Annotated in this window: 15 protein-coding genes, 3 rRNA genes and 1 pseudogene; 13 read left to right on the top strand and 6 right to left on the bottom strand. The window is 44.6% G+C overall.

The window, feature by feature from the left end; genetic code table 11:
* Positions 1–6: 6 nt before the first annotated feature.
* Complete coding sequence (locus MARME_RS14815) at positions 7–981, bottom strand: hypothetical protein (RefSeq protein WP_041647944.1); 975 nt, start codon at positions 979–981, stop codon at positions 7–9.
* A gap of 213 nt (positions 982–1194) precedes the next feature.
* On the opposite strand from MARME_RS14815, the gene lptM reads away from it, so the two are divergent.
* The 6 genes from lptM (at position 1195) to trxA (ending at position 5356) form a co-directional block, all read left to right on the top strand.
* On the top strand, positions 1195–1335 hold the full coding sequence (gene lptM, locus MARME_RS22895) for an LPS translocon maturation chaperone LptM (RefSeq protein WP_013662075.1): 141 nt from the start codon (positions 1195–1197) through the stop codon (positions 1333–1335).
* An 11-nt stretch (positions 1336–1346) separates the two neighbouring features.
* On the top strand, positions 1347–2600 hold the full coding sequence (lysA, locus tag MARME_RS14810) for a diaminopimelate decarboxylase (RefSeq protein ID WP_013662074.1): 1254 nt from the start codon (positions 1347–1349) through the stop codon (positions 2598–2600).
* Between the two features lie 16 nt (positions 2601–2616).
* Complete coding sequence (dapF, locus tag MARME_RS14805; RefSeq protein WP_013662073.1) at positions 2617–3453, top strand: diaminopimelate epimerase; 837 nt, start codon at positions 2617–2619, stop codon at positions 3451–3453.
* Positions 3454–3484: 31 nt separating this feature from the next.
* On the top strand, positions 3485–4150 hold the full coding sequence (locus MARME_RS14800) for a DUF484 family protein (protein WP_013662072.1): 666 nt from the start codon (positions 3485–3487) through the stop codon (positions 4148–4150).
* Complete coding sequence (locus MARME_RS14795; protein ID WP_013662071.1) at positions 4150–4863, top strand: HAD family hydrolase; 714 nt, start codon at positions 4150–4152, stop codon at positions 4861–4863. The genes MARME_RS14800 and MARME_RS14795 overlap by 1 nt, the downstream gene beginning before the upstream one ends.
* Before the next feature lie 166 nt (positions 4864–5029).
* On the top strand, positions 5030–5356 hold the full coding sequence (gene trxA / locus MARME_RS14790) for a thioredoxin TrxA (RefSeq protein WP_013662070.1): 327 nt from the start codon (positions 5030–5032) through the stop codon (positions 5354–5356).
* Between the two features lie 100 nt (positions 5357–5456).
* On the opposite strand, the gene MARME_RS14785 is transcribed toward trxA, so the two are convergent.
* On the bottom strand, positions 5457–6836 hold the full coding sequence (locus tag MARME_RS14785; protein WP_148231038.1) for a M23 family metallopeptidase: 1380 nt from the start codon (positions 6834–6836) through the stop codon (positions 5457–5459).
* A 141-nt stretch (positions 6837–6977) separates the two neighbouring features.
* On the opposite strand from MARME_RS14785, the gene tyrS reads away from it, so the two are divergent.
* The 6 genes from tyrS (at position 6978) to rrf (ending at position 17364) form a co-directional block, all read left to right on the top strand.
* On the top strand, positions 6978–8282 hold the full coding sequence (gene tyrS, locus MARME_RS14780; protein ID WP_013662068.1) for a tyrosine--tRNA ligase: 1305 nt from the start codon (positions 6978–6980) through the stop codon (positions 8280–8282).
* A 205-nt stretch (positions 8283–8487) separates the two neighbouring features.
* Positions 8488–9507: an AraC family transcriptional regulator gene (locus tag MARME_RS14775; RefSeq protein ID WP_013662067.1), complete on the top strand. Its 1020-nt coding sequence runs from the start codon at positions 8488–8490 to the stop codon at positions 9505–9507.
* A 173-nt stretch (positions 9508–9680) separates the two neighbouring features.
* The gene (locus MARME_RS14770; protein ID WP_013662066.1) at positions 9681–11699 is read left to right on the top strand and encodes an acyl-CoA dehydrogenase family protein; all 2019 of its coding nucleotides are present in this window, start codon (positions 9681–9683) and stop codon (positions 11697–11699) included.
* A gap of 502 nt (positions 11700–12201) precedes the next feature.
* Positions 12202–13742, top strand: a 16S ribosomal RNA gene (locus MARME_RS14765).
* A gap of 357 nt (positions 13743–14099) precedes the next feature.
* Positions 14100–16987, top strand: a 23S ribosomal RNA gene (locus tag MARME_RS14760).
* A gap of 262 nt (positions 16988–17249) precedes the next feature.
* Positions 17250–17364, top strand: a 5S ribosomal RNA gene (gene rrf / locus MARME_RS14755).
* Together the 16S, 23S and 5S rRNA genes form the textbook arrangement of a ribosomal RNA operon.
* 247 nt (positions 17365–17611) lie before the next feature.
* Here rrf and MARME_RS14750 read toward each other — a convergent pair.
* Positions 17612–18762 (bottom strand): annotated as a pseudogene (locus tag MARME_RS14750) (IS256 family transposase).
* Positions 18763–19188: 426 nt separating this feature from the next.
* Here MARME_RS14750 and MARME_RS14745 point away from each other — a divergent pair.
* Complete coding sequence (locus MARME_RS14745) at positions 19189–19899, top strand: ZIP family metal transporter (protein ID WP_013662065.1); 711 nt, start codon at positions 19189–19191, stop codon at positions 19897–19899.
* 52 nt (positions 19900–19951) lie between these two features.
* Here the strand turns inward: MARME_RS14745 and MARME_RS14740 are convergent, their stop codons facing one another.
* From MARME_RS14740 to MARME_RS14730, 3 genes are read right to left on the bottom strand one after another with little or no spacing between them, the layout of a single operon-like run.
* Positions 19952–20935, bottom strand: coding sequence for an FAD:protein FMN transferase (locus MARME_RS14740; protein ID WP_013662064.1), 984 nt, complete (start codon positions 20933–20935; stop codon positions 19952–19954).
* 48 nt (positions 20936–20983) lie between these two features.
* On the bottom strand, positions 20984–22291 hold the full coding sequence (locus MARME_RS14735; RefSeq protein WP_041648780.1) for a DUF3570 domain-containing protein: 1308 nt from the start codon (positions 22289–22291) through the stop codon (positions 20984–20986).
* Positions 22278–22502, bottom strand: coding sequence for a DUF4266 domain-containing protein (locus tag MARME_RS14730; protein WP_013662062.1), 225 nt, complete (start codon positions 22500–22502; stop codon positions 22278–22280). Before MARME_RS14730 ends, MARME_RS14735 begins: the two co-directional genes overlap by 14 nt.
* Between the last annotated feature and the right edge of the window lie 2 nt (positions 22503–22504).

Here is a 22504-nt window from a genome sequence, read left to right as displayed (position 1 = left end):
GCGAAGTTACTCTTGTGTGAAAAGGCCATTGAGTGGGGATTCAGGCGCCAAAATATCGGTGGTTATATTCAGCTCAAAATGGAACGATTTCGTTTGCCCGTTGCATCCGTCCAATGCGATGACCCAATCATCGTCGCTGCCCAATTCTGGTATTTTCCAACATACACCGTGAATATCGACATATCTCGTGCCATCTCCATCTTCGGTAATGACGTACTCTGTGTCTGACTGCTGACCTTTTAGGTATTCACGTTGATCTTTCTTTGCTTGTTCTATCGCTGCGATTAATTCAGGCGAAAATATGTGTTCATTTTCAGCCTTCGCTTTCGTTGTTGAGATGTCTTGCTGTTCGAAATCGAGCAGTGTCCCTTTTTTTGACATCAATGTCGGTTCATTGCTTTTTGTTGAATCGTGATTCTTTGTTGTTTGTGATGTAGCAGAAGTATTTGAAATTGGCTTTACTGAATTATCGGCTGGGTGGGCAGCTGGGTGTTGAATGGGGGGGGCAGTCTGTAAGCTTTCCCCAATATTTTTAGGGGCTGTATTAGTCGGGGGGGGAGTCAAAGAAAGGTCTGTATCAGGCGTTGTTTCGATTGTAGTTGGGTTGTTGTTTGTTTCTGGCGAGGACGTGTTCTCTGCTGGAATAATTGATTTATGGATTGTCTGTTTAAGATTAGATAGACCCAGGTTAGCTTTAGCTTCTCCAATATTTGTGGTCCGTTGTTCTTTGGTTTTAACGAGAGCATCAGAGTGAAGAATAGAGACTTCTATTGTCCTGGTTGGCTGAGAAGTGGGGTGTGATGTCAATGATATGCTGTCTAACGCATACAGTACTAAAACATGTAATAAGACAGCAATGACAATGACGAACGTAATTTTTATCGCCCTTTTATAGAACGGGGGCGTATTACATTCTGCGAGCTGAAGAATGTCTTCGGGTCGCATATCGTTCGCCTGCTTTTTAATTGCCTCTAACGTCATTAATTAAACATCGTTTTATTGGGTGTGATGACATTACTGCCACCCTGTTTTTTTGCTATTTGGAAAATGGTTCTCATTACTAAGAGACTACATCAAAAGGAGGGATTGCCCAAACGCTTATGTGTTAAGAATGTCGGTTAAATGAAATTACAGGGTTGGGAAACCATAAGCCTACAAGTATACTGTTCAAGATAAAGTTAACTGAGTGCAAAGATGATGTATAGATGGTTATTTGCTTTCGTTTTTATAACGTTGCTAAGTGCTTGTGGTAATAAAGGGGCATTGTATTTACCCGATGAAAAAGCCTCTGAGCCAAATCAAGATACAAGTTCATCGCAAAACGCTCAAAATTGAGGACCCCCCCATTGGATTTTTTTAATTATACCGACCAAACGTTGTTTGCTGAAAATGTATCCTTAGAAACGGTTGCAGAGCAGTTTGGTACCCCTACGTACGTCTATTCTAGAGCAACGTTTGAAAGGCATTACAACGCCTACGCAGATGCGTTTGCTTCTCATCCTACTTTGGTTTGTTATGCCGTAAAAGCGTGTTCCAATATCGCTATATTGAATGTATTGGCTAAACTGGGAGCTGGGTTTGATATTGTATCGATAGGAGAGCTTGAGCGCGTTGTTCGAGCGGGTGGTGATCCATCGAAAGTGATGTTCTCAGGTCTCGGTAAGCAAGAACATGAAATGCGTCGAGCGTTGGAATTGGGGATTCATTGCTTCAATGTTGAATCTGAGCCAGAGTTATATCGCCTTAACAAAGTCGCAGGTGAACTGGGTGTGAAGGCGCCCGTTTCCATGCGCGTGAATCCAGATGTTGATGCCAAAACTCATCCTTACATATCCACTGGACTGAAAGAAAATAAATTTGGTATCGACATCAAAGACGCGCCGAGAATTTATCAAGTTGCAAATGAGATGGCTCACTTAAATGTGATGGGTGTGGATTGTCATATTGGTTCCCAGTTGACGGAACTCAAGCCTTTCCTAGATACATTTGATCGATTGATTACGTTGATTGATGAGCTAGCTGGTCTTGGCATCGAAATCAAACACATGGATTTAGGTGGTGGGTTAGGTGTGCGATACCGTGATGAAGTGCCGCCTGAACCAGCCGATTATGCACAACTAATTTTAGATAAAATGAAAGGGCGCGATATTTCATTAGCGTTTGAGCCGGGGCGCTCTATTGCCGCGAATGCGGGCTTGTTGTTGACGAAAGTCGAGTTTTTAAAGTGTACTGAACACAAAAACTTTGCGGTCATTGACGGTGCTATGAATGACTTAATTCGACCTTCTTTGTACAGTGCGTGGATGAATATCGTTCCTGTTAATTTGGAAGCAACGTCAGAAGGCAAGCGTATCTACGACCTTGTTGGCCCTGTGTGTGAAACGGGTGATTTTTTAGGCAAGGATCGAGAGTTGGATATCCAAGCTGGCGACTTGCTTGCTGTTCGTTCGGCAGGCGCATACGGCTTTACGATGGCATCTAATTACAACAGCCGTAATCGTGCTGCCGAAGTGATGGTAGATGGCGACGTTGCGCACTTGATCCGAGAGCGTGAAGATATAGATCATCAATTGGCTGGCGAACAGCTGTTGCCTGAGTAGGCTCAAGGAGAATAGCGTGTTATTGAAATTCTCTAAAATGCACGGTTTGGGAAACGATTTCGCAGTTGTCGATGCCGTTTCTCGTAAAGTGTATTTCAATAAAGAGCAAATTGAGTTTCTTGGCGATCGAAATCGCGGTATAGGCTTTGATCAGTTGCTCATCGTTGAGCCACCGACCAGTCCTGATATGGATTTTCGCTATCGTATTTACAATTCAAACGGTTCTGAAGTTGAGCATTGTGGTAACGGTGCTCGTTGTTTTGCTAAGTTTGTGATCGAGAAAGATCTGACGAATAAATCGGTGATCAATGTCGAAACAAAACAAGGCCAGATTCAGTTACATGTTCAAGATGATGGCGAAGTAACGGTTGACATGGGCGCGCCGTCATTTGCGCCTGCTGACTTGCCTTTTGATGCAACGGAAAAGCAAGATGACTTATATACTTTAAACCTAGAAGGCTATGGCTCGGTTGAGCTTACACCTGTTTCTGTTGGAAACCCACATGCCGTTATTCGAGTAGATCGATTGACGGATGAGATAGTATCGACAGTAGGTCCGCTCGTTGAATCTCACTCAGCGTTTCCAGCCAATGTAAATGTTGGTTTTATGGAAGTGATGAGTCGCGATGAAGTCAATCTGCGTGTATACGAGCGCGATGTAGGTGAGACGCAAGCATGCGGAACCGGTACATGTGCAGCGATTGTTGCAGGAATTCGTCAAGGTTGGTTGAATTCGAAAGTAACCGCGCACCTGCTTGGTGGGGATTTAAGAATCGAATGGCAGGGCGAAGGCTCTCCTATTATGATGACTGGCCCAGCCACTAAGGTATTTGAAGGCCAAATATACCTTTAAAACGTTTAACATAGTACAGGTGTAGTATCGAATGAAAGATGAGGATGTCGTAGAGTACCTTAAGAATACACCGGACTTTTTTGTTCGAAATGCAAACTTGCTGGAATCTATGACGGTCCCTCATCCGGTTCATGGTGGTGCAATCTCTTTGTTGGAGCGGCAAGTTCAGCTTTTGCGTCAAACGTCCGAGAGTCATCGTAGTCAATTTGATGTACTGGTTAATGTTGCGCGTGAAAACGAAGCAACCATGAAAAAAAGCCGTCGCGTTGTTGTCAATGGGCTCGGGTGTGAGTCGCTCGACGATTTTGCTGCGATGATTGATGACGTGATTAGAGAGGAGTTTGATATTCCTTTGCGATCGCTGATCTTGTTCTCTGATACAGAAATCAATTCTTCTGTAAGAACAGCGACATGGGACGAAGCGGGCGAGTTGTTAAAAGAAATGCTGTCCAAAGGCGGATGTTATTGCGGTGTACTTTCGATCGAGGAATCAAAATTTCTTTTTCCGGCTCACAGTGACGAAGTGATGTCATCAGCGGTGCTACCGTTAATATCGAGAGAAAACGGCCAAATTCACTATCATGGTGTATTGGCGCTTGGTTCACGAAGACTTAATGATTTTGATAAGGAAAAAGGCGCCTTGTTCCTCGATTACTTGTCAGATTTACTCAGTGCAATCTTAATGAGGCTCTTGTAATGACGTTAATCACCTTTGATTTAGATAATACATTGTGGGACGTTGATCCTGTTATTGTGAGAGCCAATCACGCGATGGAAGCGTGGTTTGAGGAGCGTTTTCCTGGTTTTCATGACATGTTTGATGCAAGCGCCTATGAAAAAATTAAATCAGAGGTGATCGATAACGCACCGAATGTAGCTCATGATGTCAGTGAAATACGCAAACGAATTTATGTGAAAGCCTTTCGTGAATACGGTTTGCCAACGGAAGAGGCTCGCCAAATATCTCAGTCTGCGTTCGATCACTTTTATGCTTGGCGTCAAAAAGTAGATTTGTATCCCGAAGCAAAAAGTTCGATAGCGGTCCTAGCGGAGCATTATCGAATGGGCGTCATTACCAATGGAAATGCGGATGTTTACCACCCATCTGTCGGTTTAGGTGCCTACTTTGAATTTGCATTGCGTGCTGATGAAGTTGGAAGAGCGAAGCCTAACCCCGAAATTTTTGAAGCGGCTGCGGTTCAAGCCGATGTAGATACGAAGGATATTATTCATATTGGCGATCATCCTATAGATGATGTTCAAGGTGCGGCTCAAGCCGGATGTCGAACAATTTGGTTTAATCGACATGGCGCGCGGCATTGGAAGACCGATTGGGATATGAAGCCGGATTCCGAGGTGCACTCGTTGCGTGAATTGCCGACGGCGATTGCCGAGCTTGGTGTTTTCTAACTCCCCGTAATGTTTGTAACCATTTGAGTGTGGCTGAATTTAACCGCTTAATTCAACAAATAGTATGCACCTATTAAGTTGTTAGTCGTAAATGATTTTTCATTATCGGGATTGATGCTACACTATGCCCATTATTTAAAAGTATTAACTGTTTAAGGAAACTCTAATGAGCGAAAACATTCTTAACATTACTGATGCTCAGTTTCAAAGCGAAGTTCTTGAATCTGACGTTCCTGTTATTGTTGATTTCTGGGCACCTTGGTGTGGTCCATGTAAAATGATTGCACCTATCCTTGCGGACGTCGCTGATGAGTTCGAAGGTAAGGTTAAAGTCGTTAAACTGAATGTTGATGAAAACACAGAAACGGCTCCTAAATACAATGTTCGCGGTATTCCTACGCTAATCATCGTTAAAGGTGGTGAAGTGGCTGCGACTAAAGTTGGTGCAGTTACAAAGTCTCAACTTATCGACTTTGTTCAAAGCGCGCTTTAAATTACGAGAGTACGTTTTTATCAAAAAAGCAGCTAATTTAGCTGCTTTTTTTTGGTCTTATGGTTTTCATTAGACAATATTATTTTTTCCAAATGCGCTTCTAAAATGTTGTGGCGTGTCGCTTCGATATCACCTCGTTTTTCTGCCCGAATGCGTCGGAATAATGCTGACTAAGCTCCGTCATTACACTTCTAGCATACGGCAAATACTTTTTTAATGAGTCTTTGCTCATCGGAGAATCATGCGGTATCTCGACAGTCATAGGGTCTTTGTGAATGCCATTAATACGAAATTCAAAATGCAAATGGGGGCCGGTAGCCCAACCTGTTTGGCCAACGAAGCCAATTAAGTCTCCTTGTTCTATATAACGGTTTGCTTGTAAGCCTTTTTTAAATCCTTGTAAATGGGCGTACAGTGTTGAGTAGCCCTGTCCATGCTCGATAATAATCGTGTTCCCATATCCTTTGAGTTCGCCAACGTATTTGACTTTACCTGCACCTGCTGCCTTTACTGGAGTGCCGCTTTTGGCGGCGTAGTCGACGCCTTGATGGGGTTGCGATGTCTTAAAAATAGGGTGCAGTCTATTTGGGTTGAATTTAGATGATATACGAGTGAAGTCGACGGGACTTCGTATAAAAGCTTTTCGCATCGACAGTCCGTCTGGTGTGTAATAATTAAACTCATCGCCGTCATCATAACGAATAGTTTGGAAGCTTCTGCCTATATTAATAAAGTTCGCCGCTATAATATTGCCTGTTCCTAACACTTCGCCTTCTAATTCATTCTCTTCGTAAAGTAGGCTAAACGAATCGCCTTTTCGTATATCGGTCGCAAAGTCTATGTCCCACGCAAATATTTGTGTGAGTTGAATGAGTACGGATTGTGGAATCCCCGCCTTTATCCCATCGACAAAGATAGAGTTTGTGATTGTGACCTCTTTATAGATCTGTTTCGTTTCGGGCTTAGTAAGCTGTACTACGAATGAAAACTGACCATCTTGCTGCCGCTCATATAAAGTTCGTTTCAGCTTGCTTTGAATATAGGTTAATTCTTTTAGCCGTCCTTCTGGGAACTCTGCTTTAACGTTTAGGGTTTGTCCTGGTTGTATCCTCAGTAGCTCAGAATTTGCGTCACGGGCATTGGCCACACGGTAAACATCTTGTTGAGAGATCCCCATACTAGAAAGAACAGTCGACAGAGAATCCCCTGAGGCAATGGTGATCGTTTGCTCTATGATGTCTTTTTTATTGTTTTTTAAATGTTGGGGTGTCGCGACCTCGTACAAGCCGTTTTTTGTTGGAGTCGTGCCGAGTGCTTCTTTAGATGAGGCTGTCTTTGATATTTGGATCTGTTGTTGGGGGCGTGGGCTGTCATTGCTAACTGAGCCACCATATACAGCATACAGTGCGAACGATAGGGCGAAAATAAAAGAACCTAGCGCAAGCATTAAGATGGTTTTTTGAGAAAATTTGTTGATCAAGCGTAATTACCGCAATTTCTTTGAATTAATCCTTATCATCCTAACAACATTGCTTTTATAATTGAACGCTTTGTAATCTTGGGCGGAGTAAAAGTCGCCTAATTAACTCATTCTTAATTATTTGAATAACGGATCGAAAACATGACGGTAGGCATTAACGACCTTTTGGCGGATTTACAGGCTCGCGGGCTGATTGCGCAAATGACAGCGGAAGAAGAGCTGCGTGCTCATTTGGAAACTGGTAGTCGTACTCTTTATTGTGGCTTCGATCCAACTGCTGACAGTCTTCATTTAGGTCACCTTGTGCCTTTACTTGTGCTGAAGCGTTTCCAAGACGCAGGGCATAATCCAATTGCGTTAGTTGGCGGCGCGACAGGACTGATCGGCGATCCTAGCTTTAAGGCGGCAGAGCGTCAATTAAATACGGCTGACGTGGTTGCTGGATGGGTCGATAAAATTCGTGGGCAGGTGAGTCAATTTGTTCAGTTTGATGAAGTAACTAACCCTGCACGTGTTGTTAATAACCTTGATTGGGCCGGTGAAATGAATGTGTTGGATTTCCTACGTGAAATCGGTAAGCACTTTTCAGTTAACGCCATGATTAACAAAGAATCGGTACAACAACGCTTGAATCGTGAAGGTGCTGGCATTTCGTTCACAGAGTTTTCATATGCTCTACTGCAAGGTATGGACTTTGCAGAATTAAATCGTGCTTATGGTTGTACGCTTCAGATTGGTGGTAGCGACCAATGGGGTAATATTGTTGGGGGTATTGATCTTTCGCGCCGTCAAAATCAATCTCAAGTATTTGGTTTGACTGTACCTCTTGTTACAAAATCGGATGGTACTAAATTCGGAAAAACAGAGTCTGGCGCGGTATGGCTTGATCCTAAGAAAACGTCTCAATATGCTTTCTACCAATTCTGGATGAATACGGCGGATGCAGATGTATACAAGTTCCTTAAGTACTTTACCTTCCTGACGATGGAAGAGATTGATGCGATTGAGCAAGCAGATAAAGAAAGTACAGGCAAGCCACAAGGCCAGTCTATTCTTGCTCGTGAAGCAACTAAGCTAGTTCATGGTGAAGAAGGGCTTGCAGCGGCTGAGCGTATTACTCAAGCGTTGTTCAGTGGGAAAGCGGATCAGTTGAGTGAACAGGATCTAGAGCAAATCAAGTTAGATGGATTGCCAAGCAGCTCACTTGTTGAGGCAAACCTAGCAGAAACGCCTCTAACGTCTTTACTAGCGGAAGCCGGACTTGCTGCATCAGGCAAGCAAGTTAAAGATGCGCTTCAACGTAATTCAGTCTTTGTTAATGGCGTTGCTAAGGGAATAGCAGATAACATGTCTGCATCTGATATCTTTGCGGCGGATAATGGCTACTACGGCAAGTACTTCCTTGTGAAGCTAGGTAAGAAGAAACATCACTTATTTACGCTTTAGTCATTAAGGCTTGGTGTATCGAAATAATAAAAAAGGCGCTTAGGCGCCTTTTTACGTTTATGGCTTCAATTCGTGGAATATAGTAAAGGACTATAATAGTCTGATTGCCATAAGTGGATACCAAAATATTTGTCGCTATGCCGTTGATCGTAACGTTAATAGTGCTATCTTACTTACCTACCTAATTTAATCACTAGGGAAGGCCATGCCTCGAATCAGAGAAACCCTGACAACATCTAACCACTATATTGGCAGACTTTATCGTCTTGCTGTCGAAAAAGGCTTAGATGCAGATTCTCTTTTTAGAGAGGCTGATTTGTCTCCTAGCGTTGTTGATGATCCTAATTTACAGATAGAAATTGAAAAATTAGCGGGTGTTGTTGAAGGAATCTGGACCCTTCTTCAGGATGAATCAATGGGATTGTCTCGATCACCACTTCCTGCGGGTTCGTTTTTTATGATGGGGCGAGTGACTGTACATGAAGAAACGTTAGGTAAAGCGCTTTATTTAGCCGCCCGTTTTTATAACATGATCTCAAATGCTTATGAAATGGCGTTGATTGAAACGGAGGATCGCGCGACCTTAGAGTTTAGGATGGCAGACCTAGATCTTGATTCCTCTCATTTGTTTTCCGATATGACGCTTTTGGCATGGCACAGCTATTCCTCATGGCTCATACAGGAGCGTATCCCTTTACTTGAAGTTTGTTTTCCTTATGCGGAGCCTTTTGAACAACATGATTATGTTGAACTCTATCCGTGTGAGCGTCGATTTAATCAACCTGTGCTTTCAATTACTTTTAGTAATGTGTTTTTAGATTGCGAAAACAGGCAAAGCTTAGATTCGTTAAAAGCCTATATGAAGCGTTGCCCGATTGAATTGTTTTTAAAACAGCCAGGAGACATTAGTGTTGCCAGTGATTTGCGTTCCTTGCTTAGTAAGTCCTTTGAAGAAGGCTTTCCTACCATCGATGAGGCTGCGAAAACGCTTCATATGTCCCGTCGAACGCTTATACGCAAGTTAGACAAAGAAGAAACGTCCTATCAGGAAGTTAAAGATCGGATGCGTATGGATAGGGCTTGTTTTTGGCTTGCTCAGAACGGCGTGTCTATTCATAAGGTCGCTGAAAAAGTGGGCTTTTCGGATGCGGCTGTCTTTTCTAGGGCGTTTCGTAAGTGGCTGGGGTGTACACCGACCGAGTATCGAGACCGATTTTTTAGTTAAGCAGCTTGGTATTTGTCATAATTGGCTTTACTGGCACTTTATGCAAAGTAAATCGGCATTTCATGCTATTTCTACTCTCCTTACTATCACGTAAATTTCTATAAAGACACAACGAAAAAGCCCTTCACTCAAAGGTCGTCGTTCCAAGTCATAATAATTAGAGGAATTTACGCATGAGTAACTATTCACAAGACTCTGTATCGGCAGAAGCTCTCAAAGCTGCTGGTGATTCTGCACAAGCTGAAGATGTTTCTGTATTGGAAGCGGCTGCAAACGCGGCGGATCGACGCCTTGCTGCGACCAAATCCAGTTTGGTTGAAAGAATGATTTATGGGCCACAACCCGACATAGAGGAACTTTGTTCGGGTGGGAAAAATATGAAGTCCTCTGTAACGGAAGAGGCGCAAGAGATTTTGCATGAGGCGATGGAATGTCTTAATAAAGGTGAGGCATTTGGAACAGATGGGAAAATAACGTCAGAACTCCGCCACTCAGTAGCCAAAAAAGGAGCGTATGGATTTACTGTTCCTACTGAATATGGTGGTAAAGGAAAGCGATATAGCGAATTCGCGTGTTTGACTGAAGAATTTGCCTCTCAGGGGTTAGGTGCTTTGTCAGTTGAAATATCTGGGCAATTGACTATCGGTTCGAGTGCGTTACTGGGATACGGAACGTCTTTTCAAAAATCTCAATATCTCCCTTCTATCAGTAGTGGTCAATTAATTGCCTTTGCGCTTACTGAGGTCGGTGTGGGCGTTAATGCTAAACGTGTTCAAGCTTACGTCGAGGCAGATGAAGAGAATAAGTGCTGGCGGCTTTATGCTGAAGGTGAGCGTAATAAGCTTTATATTACCAGCGCGACTCACGGTGGGCTTATGGCAATCGTGGCTAGAAAAGGGAAAAGCAGTAAAGAGTTGGCTTTGTTTATTGTCGAGTTACCAGAAGAGGACATTGACGCAGAGTTTAGCTTTAGTTGTAAAAGCTCGAATGTCAGTGCCTTTCAACAGAATATTAATTCAAGAATTAGTTTTAGACATTTTCCCATTCCGTATGAGCAAGAGATTCAAGGGAATGGTGTTGAGGTACTATTTTACTGTTTAAGAATGGGCCGTTGTATGCTGGCGGCTCAAGCGGCAGGCTTTCAGAGAATGATGGCGTCTGATGCAGCTTACTATGCTCAAAAACGAGAAGGAGTAGGGGGCAAGGTAATCAAGCATGAGCTTCCCCGCCTTGGTTTAGTTAAAATATTAGGTGGTGCGCTAACGGCGCAGGCTTTGTCTCATCTTTCTCTTGCACAGGATCAGGATAGAGTTGATCTAGCGGGGTTAAGAGATGTCACTAAGTCTGCCAGCGCTCATTATTTACTTGAGTCCCTAATTGCTTGCGAGCGAGTGATGGGAGGCCGAAGCTTAGATAAAGGTTCACGCATTTCAGATATTAGGGCGACCGCACATGCTTTTGGTATTGTGGAGGGCGAAGATGACTTGATTCGTTTAGGTATGGTTCGAGATCTAACTAAACGATTCACGACGGATTATATGTCTGGGTTGCTTAATGTATTGCAGAAAACTAATCTGGACAAAGGCGGTAATTCCCTTCCCGCGGATAAACGAATATTACGTTTGAATGTCGCTGCATTTATGGCGTATCCGCTTCGATCTATAAATATTGTTTTATCATTGGTTATGAAACCGGATTTTTGGAAACTTTCAGGTTGGGTTGTCGAAAATGCTTTAGAACGGGTAAAGGCGGGCATTACGAAAGTGATTCCGACTTGTTTTAATTCGCGGTACCGCAAGATCCCTAAAATGTTTAGAAATCATATACGTTATGCAGAACGAGAGTTAAAACGTTGTCGTTGGGATTATTTCAAAATAAGTCTTGTCTATCAGTTAGAGTTAACACGGGCTCAGATCCCTCTACAAAGGTTAGGTCAAAAAATCGAAACTCTCATGTGTATAGCGACATTATGTGGTCATGCTAGTCAACTCGATAAAAGTAGCCAACGTGTCGCGCTCGCTCAAATTGAGATCTTGAGGTCAAAGTTAGATGGTGGTAATGCCTCTACTCGTCGCATTGACAGACTGCGTAAAGCAGTCTCTTTAGTGGTAGAGGATGTAATGAGAGGAGAAAACGCCCTTATCAATAAAGTGGAACCGCAACATTATGCCCACCCTTGGGAAGATGAGTAGGCAGGGTCTTAAATAAGAGATAAGGGATTGATCGTTTAAAAGGCGCCTCGGCGCCTTTTTTGTACCTTTATGGTCTGTATAGCACCTATAAAGAAAATAGGTGGATTTATTTTATAGGGTGATAATGTGCTGTAGTCCTTTACTGATGCGGGTTGTAGCCAAATTTAAACTTGTCTTTTTGACCGCCAGGGCGACTTTTTCAATAAAAAGGTGAAAAAGGACTTGCACTAAATCTGTAGATCCTTAATATACGCCCTCGCTGACACGGACAACCACTCAGAACAACGAGTGAGACACTAAGAAGAACACTTCTTAGGATTGCCAAGTCAGCACGCTCTTTAAAATAGATAATCAGATAATTTGTGTGGGCGCTCGCTGGAGACTTCTAAAAATTAAAGTCTTTGATGAGTGAACACGTCAATTTGCTTTACGGTCTTTCAACTTAGGTTGGAAGGCAAATAGTTAAAGTCAGACGTTATTCATGAGTTAGAGCAAATTCTTTTAACTGAAGAGTTTGATCATGGCTCAGATTGAACGCTGGCGGCAGGCTTAACACATGCAAGTCGAGCGGAAACGATGATAGCTTGCTATCAGGCGTCGAGCGGCGGACGGGTGAGTAACGCGTAGGAATCTGCCTAGTAGAGGGGGACAACATGTGGAAACGCATGCTAATACCGCATACGCCCTTTTGGGGAAAGGAGGGGATCTTCGGACCTTCCGCTATTAGATGAGCCTGCGTGAGATTAGCTAGTTGGTGGGGTAAAGGCCTACCAAGGCGACGATCTCTAGCTGGTCTGAGAGGATGATCAGCCACACTGGGACTGAGACACGGCCCAGACTCCTACGGGAGGCAGCAGTGGGGAATATTGGACAATGGGGGCAACCCTGATCCAGCCATGCCGCGTGTGTGAAGAAGGCCTTAGGGTTGTAAAGCACTTTCAGAAGTGAGGAAGGGTGCTTGATTAATACTCAAGTACTTTGACGTTAGCTTCAGAAGAAGCACCGGCTAACTCTGTGCCAGCAGCCGCGGTAATACAGAGGGTGCAAGCGTTAATCGGAATTACTGGGCGTAAAGCGCGCGTAGGTGGTTTGTTAAGTCAGATGTGAAAGCCCAGGGCTCAACCTTGGAATTGCACCTGATACTGGCAGGCTAGAGTACGGTAGAGGGATGTGGAATTTCCTGTGTAGCGGTGAAATGCGTAGATATAGGAAGGAACATCAGTGGCGAAGGCGACATCCTGGACTGATACTGACACTGAGGTGCGAAAGCGTGGGGAGCAAACAGGATTAGATACCCTGGTAGTCCACGCCGTAAACGATGTCTACTAGCCGTTGGTCGATTTTAGATTAGTGGCGCAGCTAACGCGATAAGTAGACCGCCTGGGGAGTACGGCCGCAAGGTTAAAACTCAAATGAATTGACGGGGGCCCGCACAAGCGGTGGAGCATGTGGTTTAATTCGAAGCAACGCGAAGAACCTTACCTACTCTTGACATCCAGAGAACTTAGCAGAGATGCTTTGGTGCCTTCGGGAACTCTGAGACAGGTGCTGCATGGCTGTCGTCAGCTCGTGTTGTGAAATGTTGGGTTAAGTCCCGTAACGAGCGCAACCCTTATCCTTATTTGCTAGCAGGTGATGCTGAGAACTCTAAGGAGACTGCCGGTGACAAACCGGAGGAAGGTGGGGACGACGTCAAGTCATCATGGCCCTTACGAGTAGGGCTACACACGTGCTACAATGGCGCATACAGAGGGCGGCGAACTTGCGAAAGTAAGCAAATCCCAAAAAGTGCGTCGTAGTCCGGATTGGAGTCTGCAACTCGACTCCATGAAGTCGGAATCGCTAGTAATCGTGGATCAGAATGCCACGGTGAATACGTTCCCGGGCCTTGTACACACCGCCCGTCACACCATGGGAGTTGATTGCTCCAGAAGTAGCTAGCTTAACCCTTCGGGGATGGCGGTTACCACGGAGTGGTCAATGACTGGGGTGAAGTCGTAACAAGGTAGCCCTAGGGGAACCTGGGGCTGGATCACCTCCTTAAACGATAAGAAGCTCTGGTGAGCGTTCACACAAATTATCTGATGGCTATGAGTTCTCATAGCAACCTATCTTAAAAGTGTTTTAGAACAGAGTTCTAAGCAAGAAGTTTGACTGATTTACTCATCAAGCATCTGACTTAGTGCTTTGCACTAAACTTGCTCTTTAACAATATGACTTTTTGAAATAGACGATAATCAAGCGTCAAACCGGTGGATTGATATTCGGATCTCTTAATTCCTTCTGAGATTTGAGTAAACAATCTAACAATCGTAAATCCAAAGAGGTACAAAAGCTCTTTGGTATGTAGTTCAATGTTTCTGATTCAGTATTACTGAATGAGATCATTTTGGGTTATATGGTCAAGTGACCAAGCGTGCACGGTGGATGCCTTGGCAGTCAGAGGCGATGAAGGACGTGGTAATCTGCGATAAGCTTGGGGGAGTCGATAAACAGACTTTGATCCCAAGATTTCCGAATGGGGAAACCCACCCGCTTGCGGGTATCGTAACGTGAATACATAGCGTTACGAGGCGAACGAGGGGAACTGAAACATCTAAGTACCCTTAGGAAAAGAAATCAATTGAGATTCCCTTAGTAGCGGCGAGCGAAAGGGGATTAGCCCTTAAGTTGATTTGGTGTTAGTAGAAGACTCTGGAAAGGGTCGCCATAGTGGGTGATAGCCCCGTATACGAAAATGCCTTATCAATGAAATCGAGTAAGACGGGACACGTGATATCCTGTTTGAATATGGGGGGACCATCCTCCAAGGCTAAATACTCCTGACTGACCGATAGTGAACCAGTACCGTGAGGGAAAGGCGAAAAGAACCCCAGTGAGGGGAGTGAAATAGATCCTGAAACCGTGTACGTACAAGCAGTGGGAGCCGACTTAGTTCGGTGACTGCGTACCTTTTGTATAATGGGTCAACGACTTATTTTCAGTAGCAAGGTTAAGCATTTAGTGGAGCCGTAGGGAAACCGAGTCTTAATAGGGCGTTTAGTTGCTGGGAATAGACCCGAAACCGGGCGATCTATCCATGAGCAGGTTGAAGGTTGAGTAACATCAACTGGAGGACCGAACTCACACACGTTGAAAAGTTTGGAGATGACTTGTGGATAGGAGTGAAAGGCTAATCAAGCCCGGAGATAGCTGGTTCTCCTCGAAAGCTATTTAGGTAGCGCCTCGCGTATTGCCGTTGGGGGTAGAGCACTGTTTGGGCTAGGGGGTCATCCCGACTTACCAACCCCATGCAAACTCCGAATACCAATGAGTATGAGCGCGGGAGACACACGGCGGGTGCTAACGTCCGTCGTGGAAAGGGAAACAACCCAGACCGTCAGCTAAGGTCCCAAAGTTACAGTTAAGTGGGAAACGATGTGGGAAGGCTTAGACAGCTAGGAGGTTGGCTTAGAAGCAGCCACCCTTTAAAGAAAGCGTAATAGCTCACTAGTCGAGTCGGCCTGCGCGGAAGATATAACGGGGGCTAAACTGTACACCGAAGCTACGGATACTAGTTTACTAGTATGGTAGAGGAGCGTTCTGTAAGCCGTTGAAGGTCAAGCTGTAAGGCAGGCTGGAGGTATCAGAAGTGCGAATGTTGACATGAGTAACGATAAAGGGGGTGAAAAACCCCCTCGCCGGAAGACCAAGGGTTCCTGTCCCATGTTAATCAGGGCAGGGTGAGTCGGCCCCTAAGGCGAGGCTGAAAAGCGTAGTCGATGGGAAACAGGTTAATATTCCTGTACCGATGTATATTGCGATGGAGAGACGGAGAAGGCTAGGCCAGCGCGGCGATGGTTGTCCGCGTTTAAGGTTGTAGGCTGAGGGTTTAGGTAAATCCGGACCCTCTTAAGGCTGAGAATTGATGACGAACCCTCTTTTGGGTGAAGTGGTTGATGCCATGCTTCCAGGAAAAACTTCTAAGCTTCAGATATACATAGACCGTACCCCAAACCGACACAGGTGGTCAGGTAGAGAATACCAAGGCGCTTGAGAGAACTCGGGTGAAGGAACTAGGCAAAATGGCACCGTAACTTCGGGAGAAGGTGCGCCGGTTAGGGTGATGAGACTTGCTCTCTAAGCTTTGATCGGTCGAAGATACCAGGTGGCTGCGACTGTTTATTAAAAACACAGCACTCTGCAAACACGAAAGTGGACGTATAGGGTGTGACGCCTGCCCGGTGCTTGAAGGTTAATTGATGGGGTTAGCGTAAGCGAAGCTCTTGATCGAAGCCCAAGTAAACGGCGGCCGTAACTATAACGGTCCTAAGGTAGCGAAATTCCTTGTCGGGTAAGTTCCGACCTGCACGAATGGCGTAACGATGGCCACACTGTCTCCACCCGAGACTCAGTGAAATTGAAATCGCAGTGAAGATGCTGTGTATCCGCGGCTAGACGGAAAGACCCCGTGAACCTTTACTATAGCTTCACAGTGAACTTTGAACCTACTTGTGTAGGATAGGTGGGAGGCTTTGAAACTTGGACGCCAGTTCAAGCGGAGCCAATCTTGAAATACCACCCTGGTATGTTTGAGGTTCTAACTCAGGTCCCTTATCGGGATCGAGGACACTGTGTGGTGGGTAGTTTGACTGGGGCGGTCTCCTCCCAAAGAGTAACGGAGGAGCACGAAGGTGCGCTCAGCATGGTCGGAAATCATGCATAGAGTGTAAAGGCAAAAGCGCGCTTAACTGCGAGACAGACACGTCGAGCAGGTACGAAAGTAGGTCTTAGTGATCCGGTGGTTCTGTATGGAAGGGCCATCGCTCAACGGATAAAAGGTACTCCGGGGATAACAGGCTGATACCGCCCAAGAGTTCACATCGACGGCGGTGTTTGGCACCTCGATGTCGGCTCATCACATCCTGGGGCTGAAGCCGGTCCCAAGGGTATGGCTGTTCGCCATTTAAAGTGGTACGCGAGCTGGGTTTAGAACGTCGTGAGACAGTTCGGTCCCTATCTGCCGTGGACGTTTGAGATTTGAGAGGAGCTGCTCCTAGTACGAGAGGACCGGAGTGGACGAACCTCTGGTGTTCCGGTTGTCACGCCAGTGGCATTGCCGGGTAGCTATGTTCGGACGGGATAACCGCTGAAAGCATCTAAGCGGGAAGCCTCCCTCAAGATGAGATCTCACTGGAACTTTAAGTTCCCTAAAGAGCCGTTCGAGACTAGGACGTTGATAGGTTGGGTGTGTAAGGGTTGTGAGGCCTTGAGCTAACCAATACTAATTGCTCGTGAGGCTTGACCATATAACACCAAAGTGGTTTTGAGAAAGACTGCGAAGTGCATATGAATTTACGACGCTCTTGATGAGAGAGTGGGTTTGAAGTTTGATTAGAGTTATTTCAAAAAGCATTGTTAAAGCACGCTGATTGCGTTGAGTAATTCGATCGATTAATTAGATTGAAAAAGCCAGCAGAATCAGTAAGATAAGCCAAGTAACGAACTTGTGTGTTTTGGGAGTAGATCAGAGAAACAATCGATCACCCAGAACGAACACATCCCAGTTTGCTTGACGATCACAGAGGCGTTGAACCACCTGATCCCATCCCGAACTCAGAAGTGAAAAGCGCCATCGCCGATGGTAGTGTGGGGGATCCCATGTGAGAGTAGGTCGTCGTCAAGCTTCTAATACAGAAAGCCCTGATCAGAAATGGTCAGGGCTTTTTCTGTTTCTGGACTGAACCAGACCGAGCTTCTGGAAAGGTCTTATTCCCTCCCCTTACCAAGGGGAGGGCGAGGGTGGGGTCATAAAGCCGCGTACATCAGAAGTTGCTCATGCAAACCGACAACATCCTTTACATCACCCCAAAAGAGAAAAAAGGTACTGTCCCAAAAAGTGTGTCTATTCTCTCATTTCATTGCTTCACTCTTTATTTAAACAGGTGGCTTTTCTGGAAACGACTAACCGGGTGACGATAAGTCGAACTATTCATATCTATGGCCACTTTGCTTAAAAGCGTTAATACCGACTCGACGCTAGGCATCGAATTTCGGATTTTCAACGTCCGTTTGAATGCTTTATTTAAACGCTCTATCCAGTTCGTTGTATAAATCATATTACGGATATCATATTCAAAACTAAGATACGTTGCATAGTAAGATAGCCAATCAGCATCCTCTAGTCGCTTTAGGTGTGGATAGTAATGACGCCACTTTATTGAAACGGCTTTGGCTCTTTTTAGGAGAGCATCTTTTGTATCATCTCGATTCTCTAGCTGAAAAATGTCGCTGAGATCCGAGACCATTTCTGGACGATGCTGCTTTTTCGTTTTGTTAAGGATAGAACGCTTGAGGTGTAGAATACACTTTTGAATGGGCGCTTTAAAATGCGTCTCAAGCGTGCTGTCTAATCCGGTCAGGTTATCGATAACAAACAAATCTGATTGTTTAAGACCTCTGTTTTTTAAATCAATGCAGATCTCATTCCACACGCTGGCTGATTCTGTCGGTGCATTGTAGATACCAATTACCTCACGTGTCATATCTGGCAACACCGCAAGGGCTATGTAATACGCTTCGCTGGAAACTCGTTCACGCCTCGTTTTTACAAAGGTTGCATCAAGATAAATGATAGGATAATGCTCAGCTAATGGACGCTCTCTAAATGCTTGCATGGCCTCTGATAAGCTGGAAGTGATGCGGGATACTTGGCTTTTTGACAGATGTTGTCCGTATATTGTTTCGGTAATGGACTCAATATCACGGGTGCTCAATCCTTTTACATAAAGTTCAAAGCAAAGCTCATTGAGTGAGTCTGCTTGATCTTTCATGACCTTAAGTAAGGTTGGTTTAAAAGCTCCTAAGCGATTTCTGGGAATTTGCAAAGACAGTGAGTCACCCACACCATAGCCACTCACAGAACGGTAACCGTTTTTTTTGCTGCCTCTAAATAGGCGTTACGCTCAGCCTTCATTAGACTGTTCATTACTATCTCTAACAACCGGTTCACACCGTCGGGTTGTGATGTGAGTTGATCAACAACGGCTTGTATCTGAGTTTGATTTAGCTTTAAATTATTCATAGTTTCTCTTTTGTTAAATGGCTTGTTTTTTGGTCGAAACAATGTCATTTAATGAGAGAGAGGCTTCTTTTACAACACCTCGTTAGACACACTTATTGGGACGGTATGAGAAAAAACCGCTATCTATACGTAGATACATAGAGTTCCTTCACTAAGGTTAGTTAGGGTCATACGCACTCGCAACGCCAGAATACCTTCCTAAATATCGAATTCTAAAGATTCATGTAGTTTCCTTTCTCACCTTTTTGCTTTGGCTACCTTAAGCCGTAAAAGTGTATTAGTATCAGTGTGATAGGTAAGTGATATCTAGACATACTCTTTCTCAATTGCAGTTCCTGATTGGTCTGAGGATTAGCTTTATATTCAATCGCAAAAAAGAATGTTTCAACTACCACGTTTGTTTACTAACAGTCTAGGAAGACTAAAATGCCTCCATTACAGTTAGCGTTTACTCTGACCTTGATCGCGGGTATGGCGATGCCCATTGGCGCAACCGTCGCTCACTTTCTCCACATCAAGCCGCGTTGGTTAGAACGAGAAATATTACATGGTATTACTGCATTTGGTGGAGGGGCTTTGCTGTCTGCTGTTGCATTAGTGCTCGTCCCAGAAGGTATTTTGTCTTTTTCACCGTTCGTTGCAGCTATGTTATTTTTATTTGGCGGTATTGGGTTCATGTTGCTGGACTATTGTTTGTCTAAACGTGGCACTTCCATGAGTCAGCTGGTTGCTATGATGTCTGATTTTATTCCAGAATCGTTGGCGCTCGGAGCATCTGTTGCTGCTGGAAATCGAAACGCTATGTTAATCACATTGTTAATTGTAATGCAGAACATACCTGAAGGTTTTAATGCCTTTAGGGAGCTACGTGATGCAAAGGGCTACACAGCCTTAAAGATCATTACGATCTTTTTTATATTGGCGCTAATGGGGCCTGTTGCAGGCGTCATCGCCTATATTTGGTTGTCTGAGTGGCAAAGCATTATTTCTGGGATTATGTTGTTTGCTGGCGGTGGTATTTTGTACATCGTATTTCAGGATATTGCGCCGCAAGCCGTACTGGAAAAGCATTGGGGGCCTCCGCTTGGAGCGGTATTAGGTTTTGCTCTTGGGCTCGTCGGGTTTATGCAAGCCTAGAGATTGAAGAGTACGCGAATTGAATATATATTATTTACTGCTCCTGTCGCCTTTAGTCCGATATCGAAAGCCAGTATGGCATGTTCAATGATTCAAGGAAGTGGTTTGCTTCTGCCCCCTGTAACAAGGCTAATGTAGATAGTATGCCTGCATTGACGCAGGTTGGTGCCGCGACTGTAACGCTTCGTGGAGCATCGGTTAATGCCCATCCATTAATTGGGTTTAATACATGAGAATAGCGAACACCATCTTTTATCAGAAAGCGTCTGCTGTCGCCTGATGTCGCAAGTGCTCCCGATGAGAGGGCAATAACGTGTTTGGCATTTGTGTGGTCGTTTATCGATTCTATGCCGACTTTCCAGCTTTCTCCATTTAAGCGTCTTCCACTACAAGCAAGATCCCCACCACAGTTAATCAAAATAGCGGCTTTGGTTTTTGACAAAGTAAAACGGCAGATGTTGAGCATTTTGTCGACGGCGTATTCTTTACCAATACCACCAAAATCCAGTTCCATACCAGAAGGTAGGGTTAGCAGCGAAGGTTCACTTAGATCCCATCCCAATGAGTTCCAACCGACCTTAGTTAACAATGTATCGATGACTTTTTGGGTGGGGAGGTTGTCGCTACCGTCAAATTTCCATGCTCTTCTTAGGATACCGGAAGTAATGTCAAAGAGCCCTTCAGATGCATGAAAGGCGTGATGAGCGAATAGCATCAATTGGGTTGTTTCGTCGTCTAGTTTTTGAATAGCATCGGGCTTCGAGTGAATATCAGAGAATGTGTTGTTTTGCTGATAGCGACTGAACTTATGCTCTATTCGCCATGCTTCAATGATGGCTTTTTGAGCAGAGGAAATGACTAGATCAAGGTATTCGCATTCGATTAATATAGAGCAATTGCTCGCCATACAATCGAATTTTATGTGGTAGGCGTTGAGGCTCTCTCGCCACAGAGTTGGGTTAGGATGACGAGATGGATTAAGCGACGAGTCTAAAATTAACTCTTTGATAAACTCCATACCTTCGATAAATTCCATAATGCCTCTTGAGATGAACGCCCTCTAATGAATAGAGGGCGAGTAACGTTAAAACTTATACCCTGCGATGAACATAGCTGCATCCATACTGGGATATAGGTCCTGAGAGGCCAACTTTCCATAACCTTTATCGCCAGAACTCTCTTGGTGGTATAGGGAAAAGCGCGTATAAAACTCCGTTTCATCCGCAAACTTGTAGCCGTATTTTAGGCCTATGGTATAAGTATCCAAATCCCCCAAACGATAGTCCGCGCTCGCAAAATCAACATCCGTATAATTGCTTGCGTTTAAATAACGATGATAGAAGTCTGCTTTACTTTGTGTGTACCAGCGAAGTTGCGGCTCTAAGTATTGTTTATCAAACCGAAATCGGTATTTGGCGTCAATGGTATGAGAACTGATTCCCCAGTCATCGAACATATATCGGTAACTTAAATCGAGAATGTCATTGTTATCAAGTTGATATTTAGTTTGCCAGTAAAGGCTTTGCTTCAAACGTGAATCAGGACGCTTCTCATATAAGTATAAATCTCGACCATTACTTTGAAAATTACCGCCAAAGTTTGCGCCAGCGTTGTCATCAATAACCGAGATAATTTTGTAGGGATCGGTTAGGTAGCCAGAGCTCGTGCTTAGTGCGTAGTTAAATTGCATGATGGTACGTCGGTTAATAACCTGTGTAACACCAAATACTGCGTCAACGAGACTTTTACTTTCAGAATCACTACGTTGAGAAAATTCGCTGTCAGTGCTGCTCAGTGGCATTTGCACTAAACTCGTCGGTACGCCGCCCTCAGGTGTTATTGTGTCGTTAGACAGGTTTAGACCTAGGGTTAGCGTTGCGTTCTTTTGGTTTAAGTAACGTGACAAGCTGCTGTTAACACCAACAGATTGATAATCATGTTCGCTAGACAAATACCCTCCAACACCGTATGCCCAATCTCGGTTTATAGGAGCTGACCAGTTGGTTGAGAGTGCAATTCGAGTATCTCTGAATGTATCGTCTAAAGGTTGTTCACTCGCTGCCACATCGTAAGAGCCATTACCAGAAGGACGAGTAAAGGTTTGAACATGGTCACCTGGCGTCGCGCCATTGGGTGAAGCCCCAGTTAATGTATCTGCAACCAGTTTGAAATTGAGCTTGGTTTCCTCATCATAATTCTTTGTTGCGCTAATAACCGGCTCAGCAGCAGAAACTCGACCATCACTTTCTGAATAAAGTAAAAAAGCGGAATCTACGTCCCAGCTTTCTGCAGCGTTCACAGCAGGAGAGGTGCCAGCAATCAGTGCGCAGCTCGCTGCTGATAATATTTGCGCTAAGTCGCGGTGTTTTTGATTTTTTTTAGTTACAGCCACAGCCGCCACCTCCGAATCCTTGTCCGCCACTGCTGGCTTCTTTACTGAAATAAATATGGTCATTTAGACTACTTTCGATCGGGTCACTGATAAGGTTCATTTCTTGTTGAGCTAGAATGTCTCTTTCCCAAGGCTTTACCCCTAGGTCGCTACACCCCGTGACGGCGATGGATATTGTCAAAAAAGCAACAGCGCTAATAAGTGTTCGCATCT

The sequence above is a fragment of the Marinomonas mediterranea MMB-1 genome, assembly GCF_000192865.1.
GTDB lineage: Bacteria > Pseudomonadota > Gammaproteobacteria > Pseudomonadales > Marinomonadaceae > Marinomonas > Marinomonas mediterranea.
The sequence above is the reverse complement of the archived record's forward strand: the minus strand, read 5'-3'. Positions and strand labels throughout refer to the sequence as shown.

Coding starts and splice junctions, on each gene's coding strand:
- MARME_RS14815 (WP_041647944.1), bottom strand. CDS start 981: ATGACGTTAGAGGCAATTAAAAAGCAGGCGAACGATATGCGACCCGAA.
- lptM (WP_013662075.1), top strand. CDS start 1,195: ATGATGTATAGATGGTTATTTGCTTTCGTTTTTATAACGTTGCTAAGT.
- MARME_RS14800 (WP_013662072.1), top strand. CDS start 3,485: ATGAAAGATGAGGATGTCGTAGAGTACCTTAAGAATACACCGGACTTT.
- MARME_RS14795 (WP_013662071.1), top strand. CDS start 4,150: ATGACGTTAATCACCTTTGATTTAGATAATACATTGTGGGACGTTGAT.
- trxA (WP_013662070.1), top strand. CDS start 5,030: ATGAGCGAAAACATTCTTAACATTACTGATGCTCAGTTTCAAAGCGAA.
- tyrS (WP_013662068.1), top strand. CDS start 6,978: ATGACGGTAGGCATTAACGACCTTTTGGCGGATTTACAGGCTCGCGGG.
- MARME_RS14775 (WP_013662067.1), top strand. CDS start 8,488: ATGCCTCGAATCAGAGAAACCCTGACAACATCTAACCACTATATTGGC.
- MARME_RS14770 (WP_013662066.1), top strand. CDS start 9,681: ATGAGTAACTATTCACAAGACTCTGTATCGGCAGAAGCTCTCAAAGCT.
- MARME_RS14745 (WP_013662065.1), top strand. CDS start 19,189: ATGCCTCCATTACAGTTAGCGTTTACTCTGACCTTGATCGCGGGTATG.
- MARME_RS14740 (WP_013662064.1), bottom strand. CDS start 20,935: ATGGAATTTATCGAAGGTATGGAGTTTATCAAAGAGTTAATTTTAGAC.
- MARME_RS14730 (WP_013662062.1), bottom strand. CDS start 22,502: ATGCGAACACTTATTAGCGCTGTTGCTTTTTTGACAATATCCATCGCC.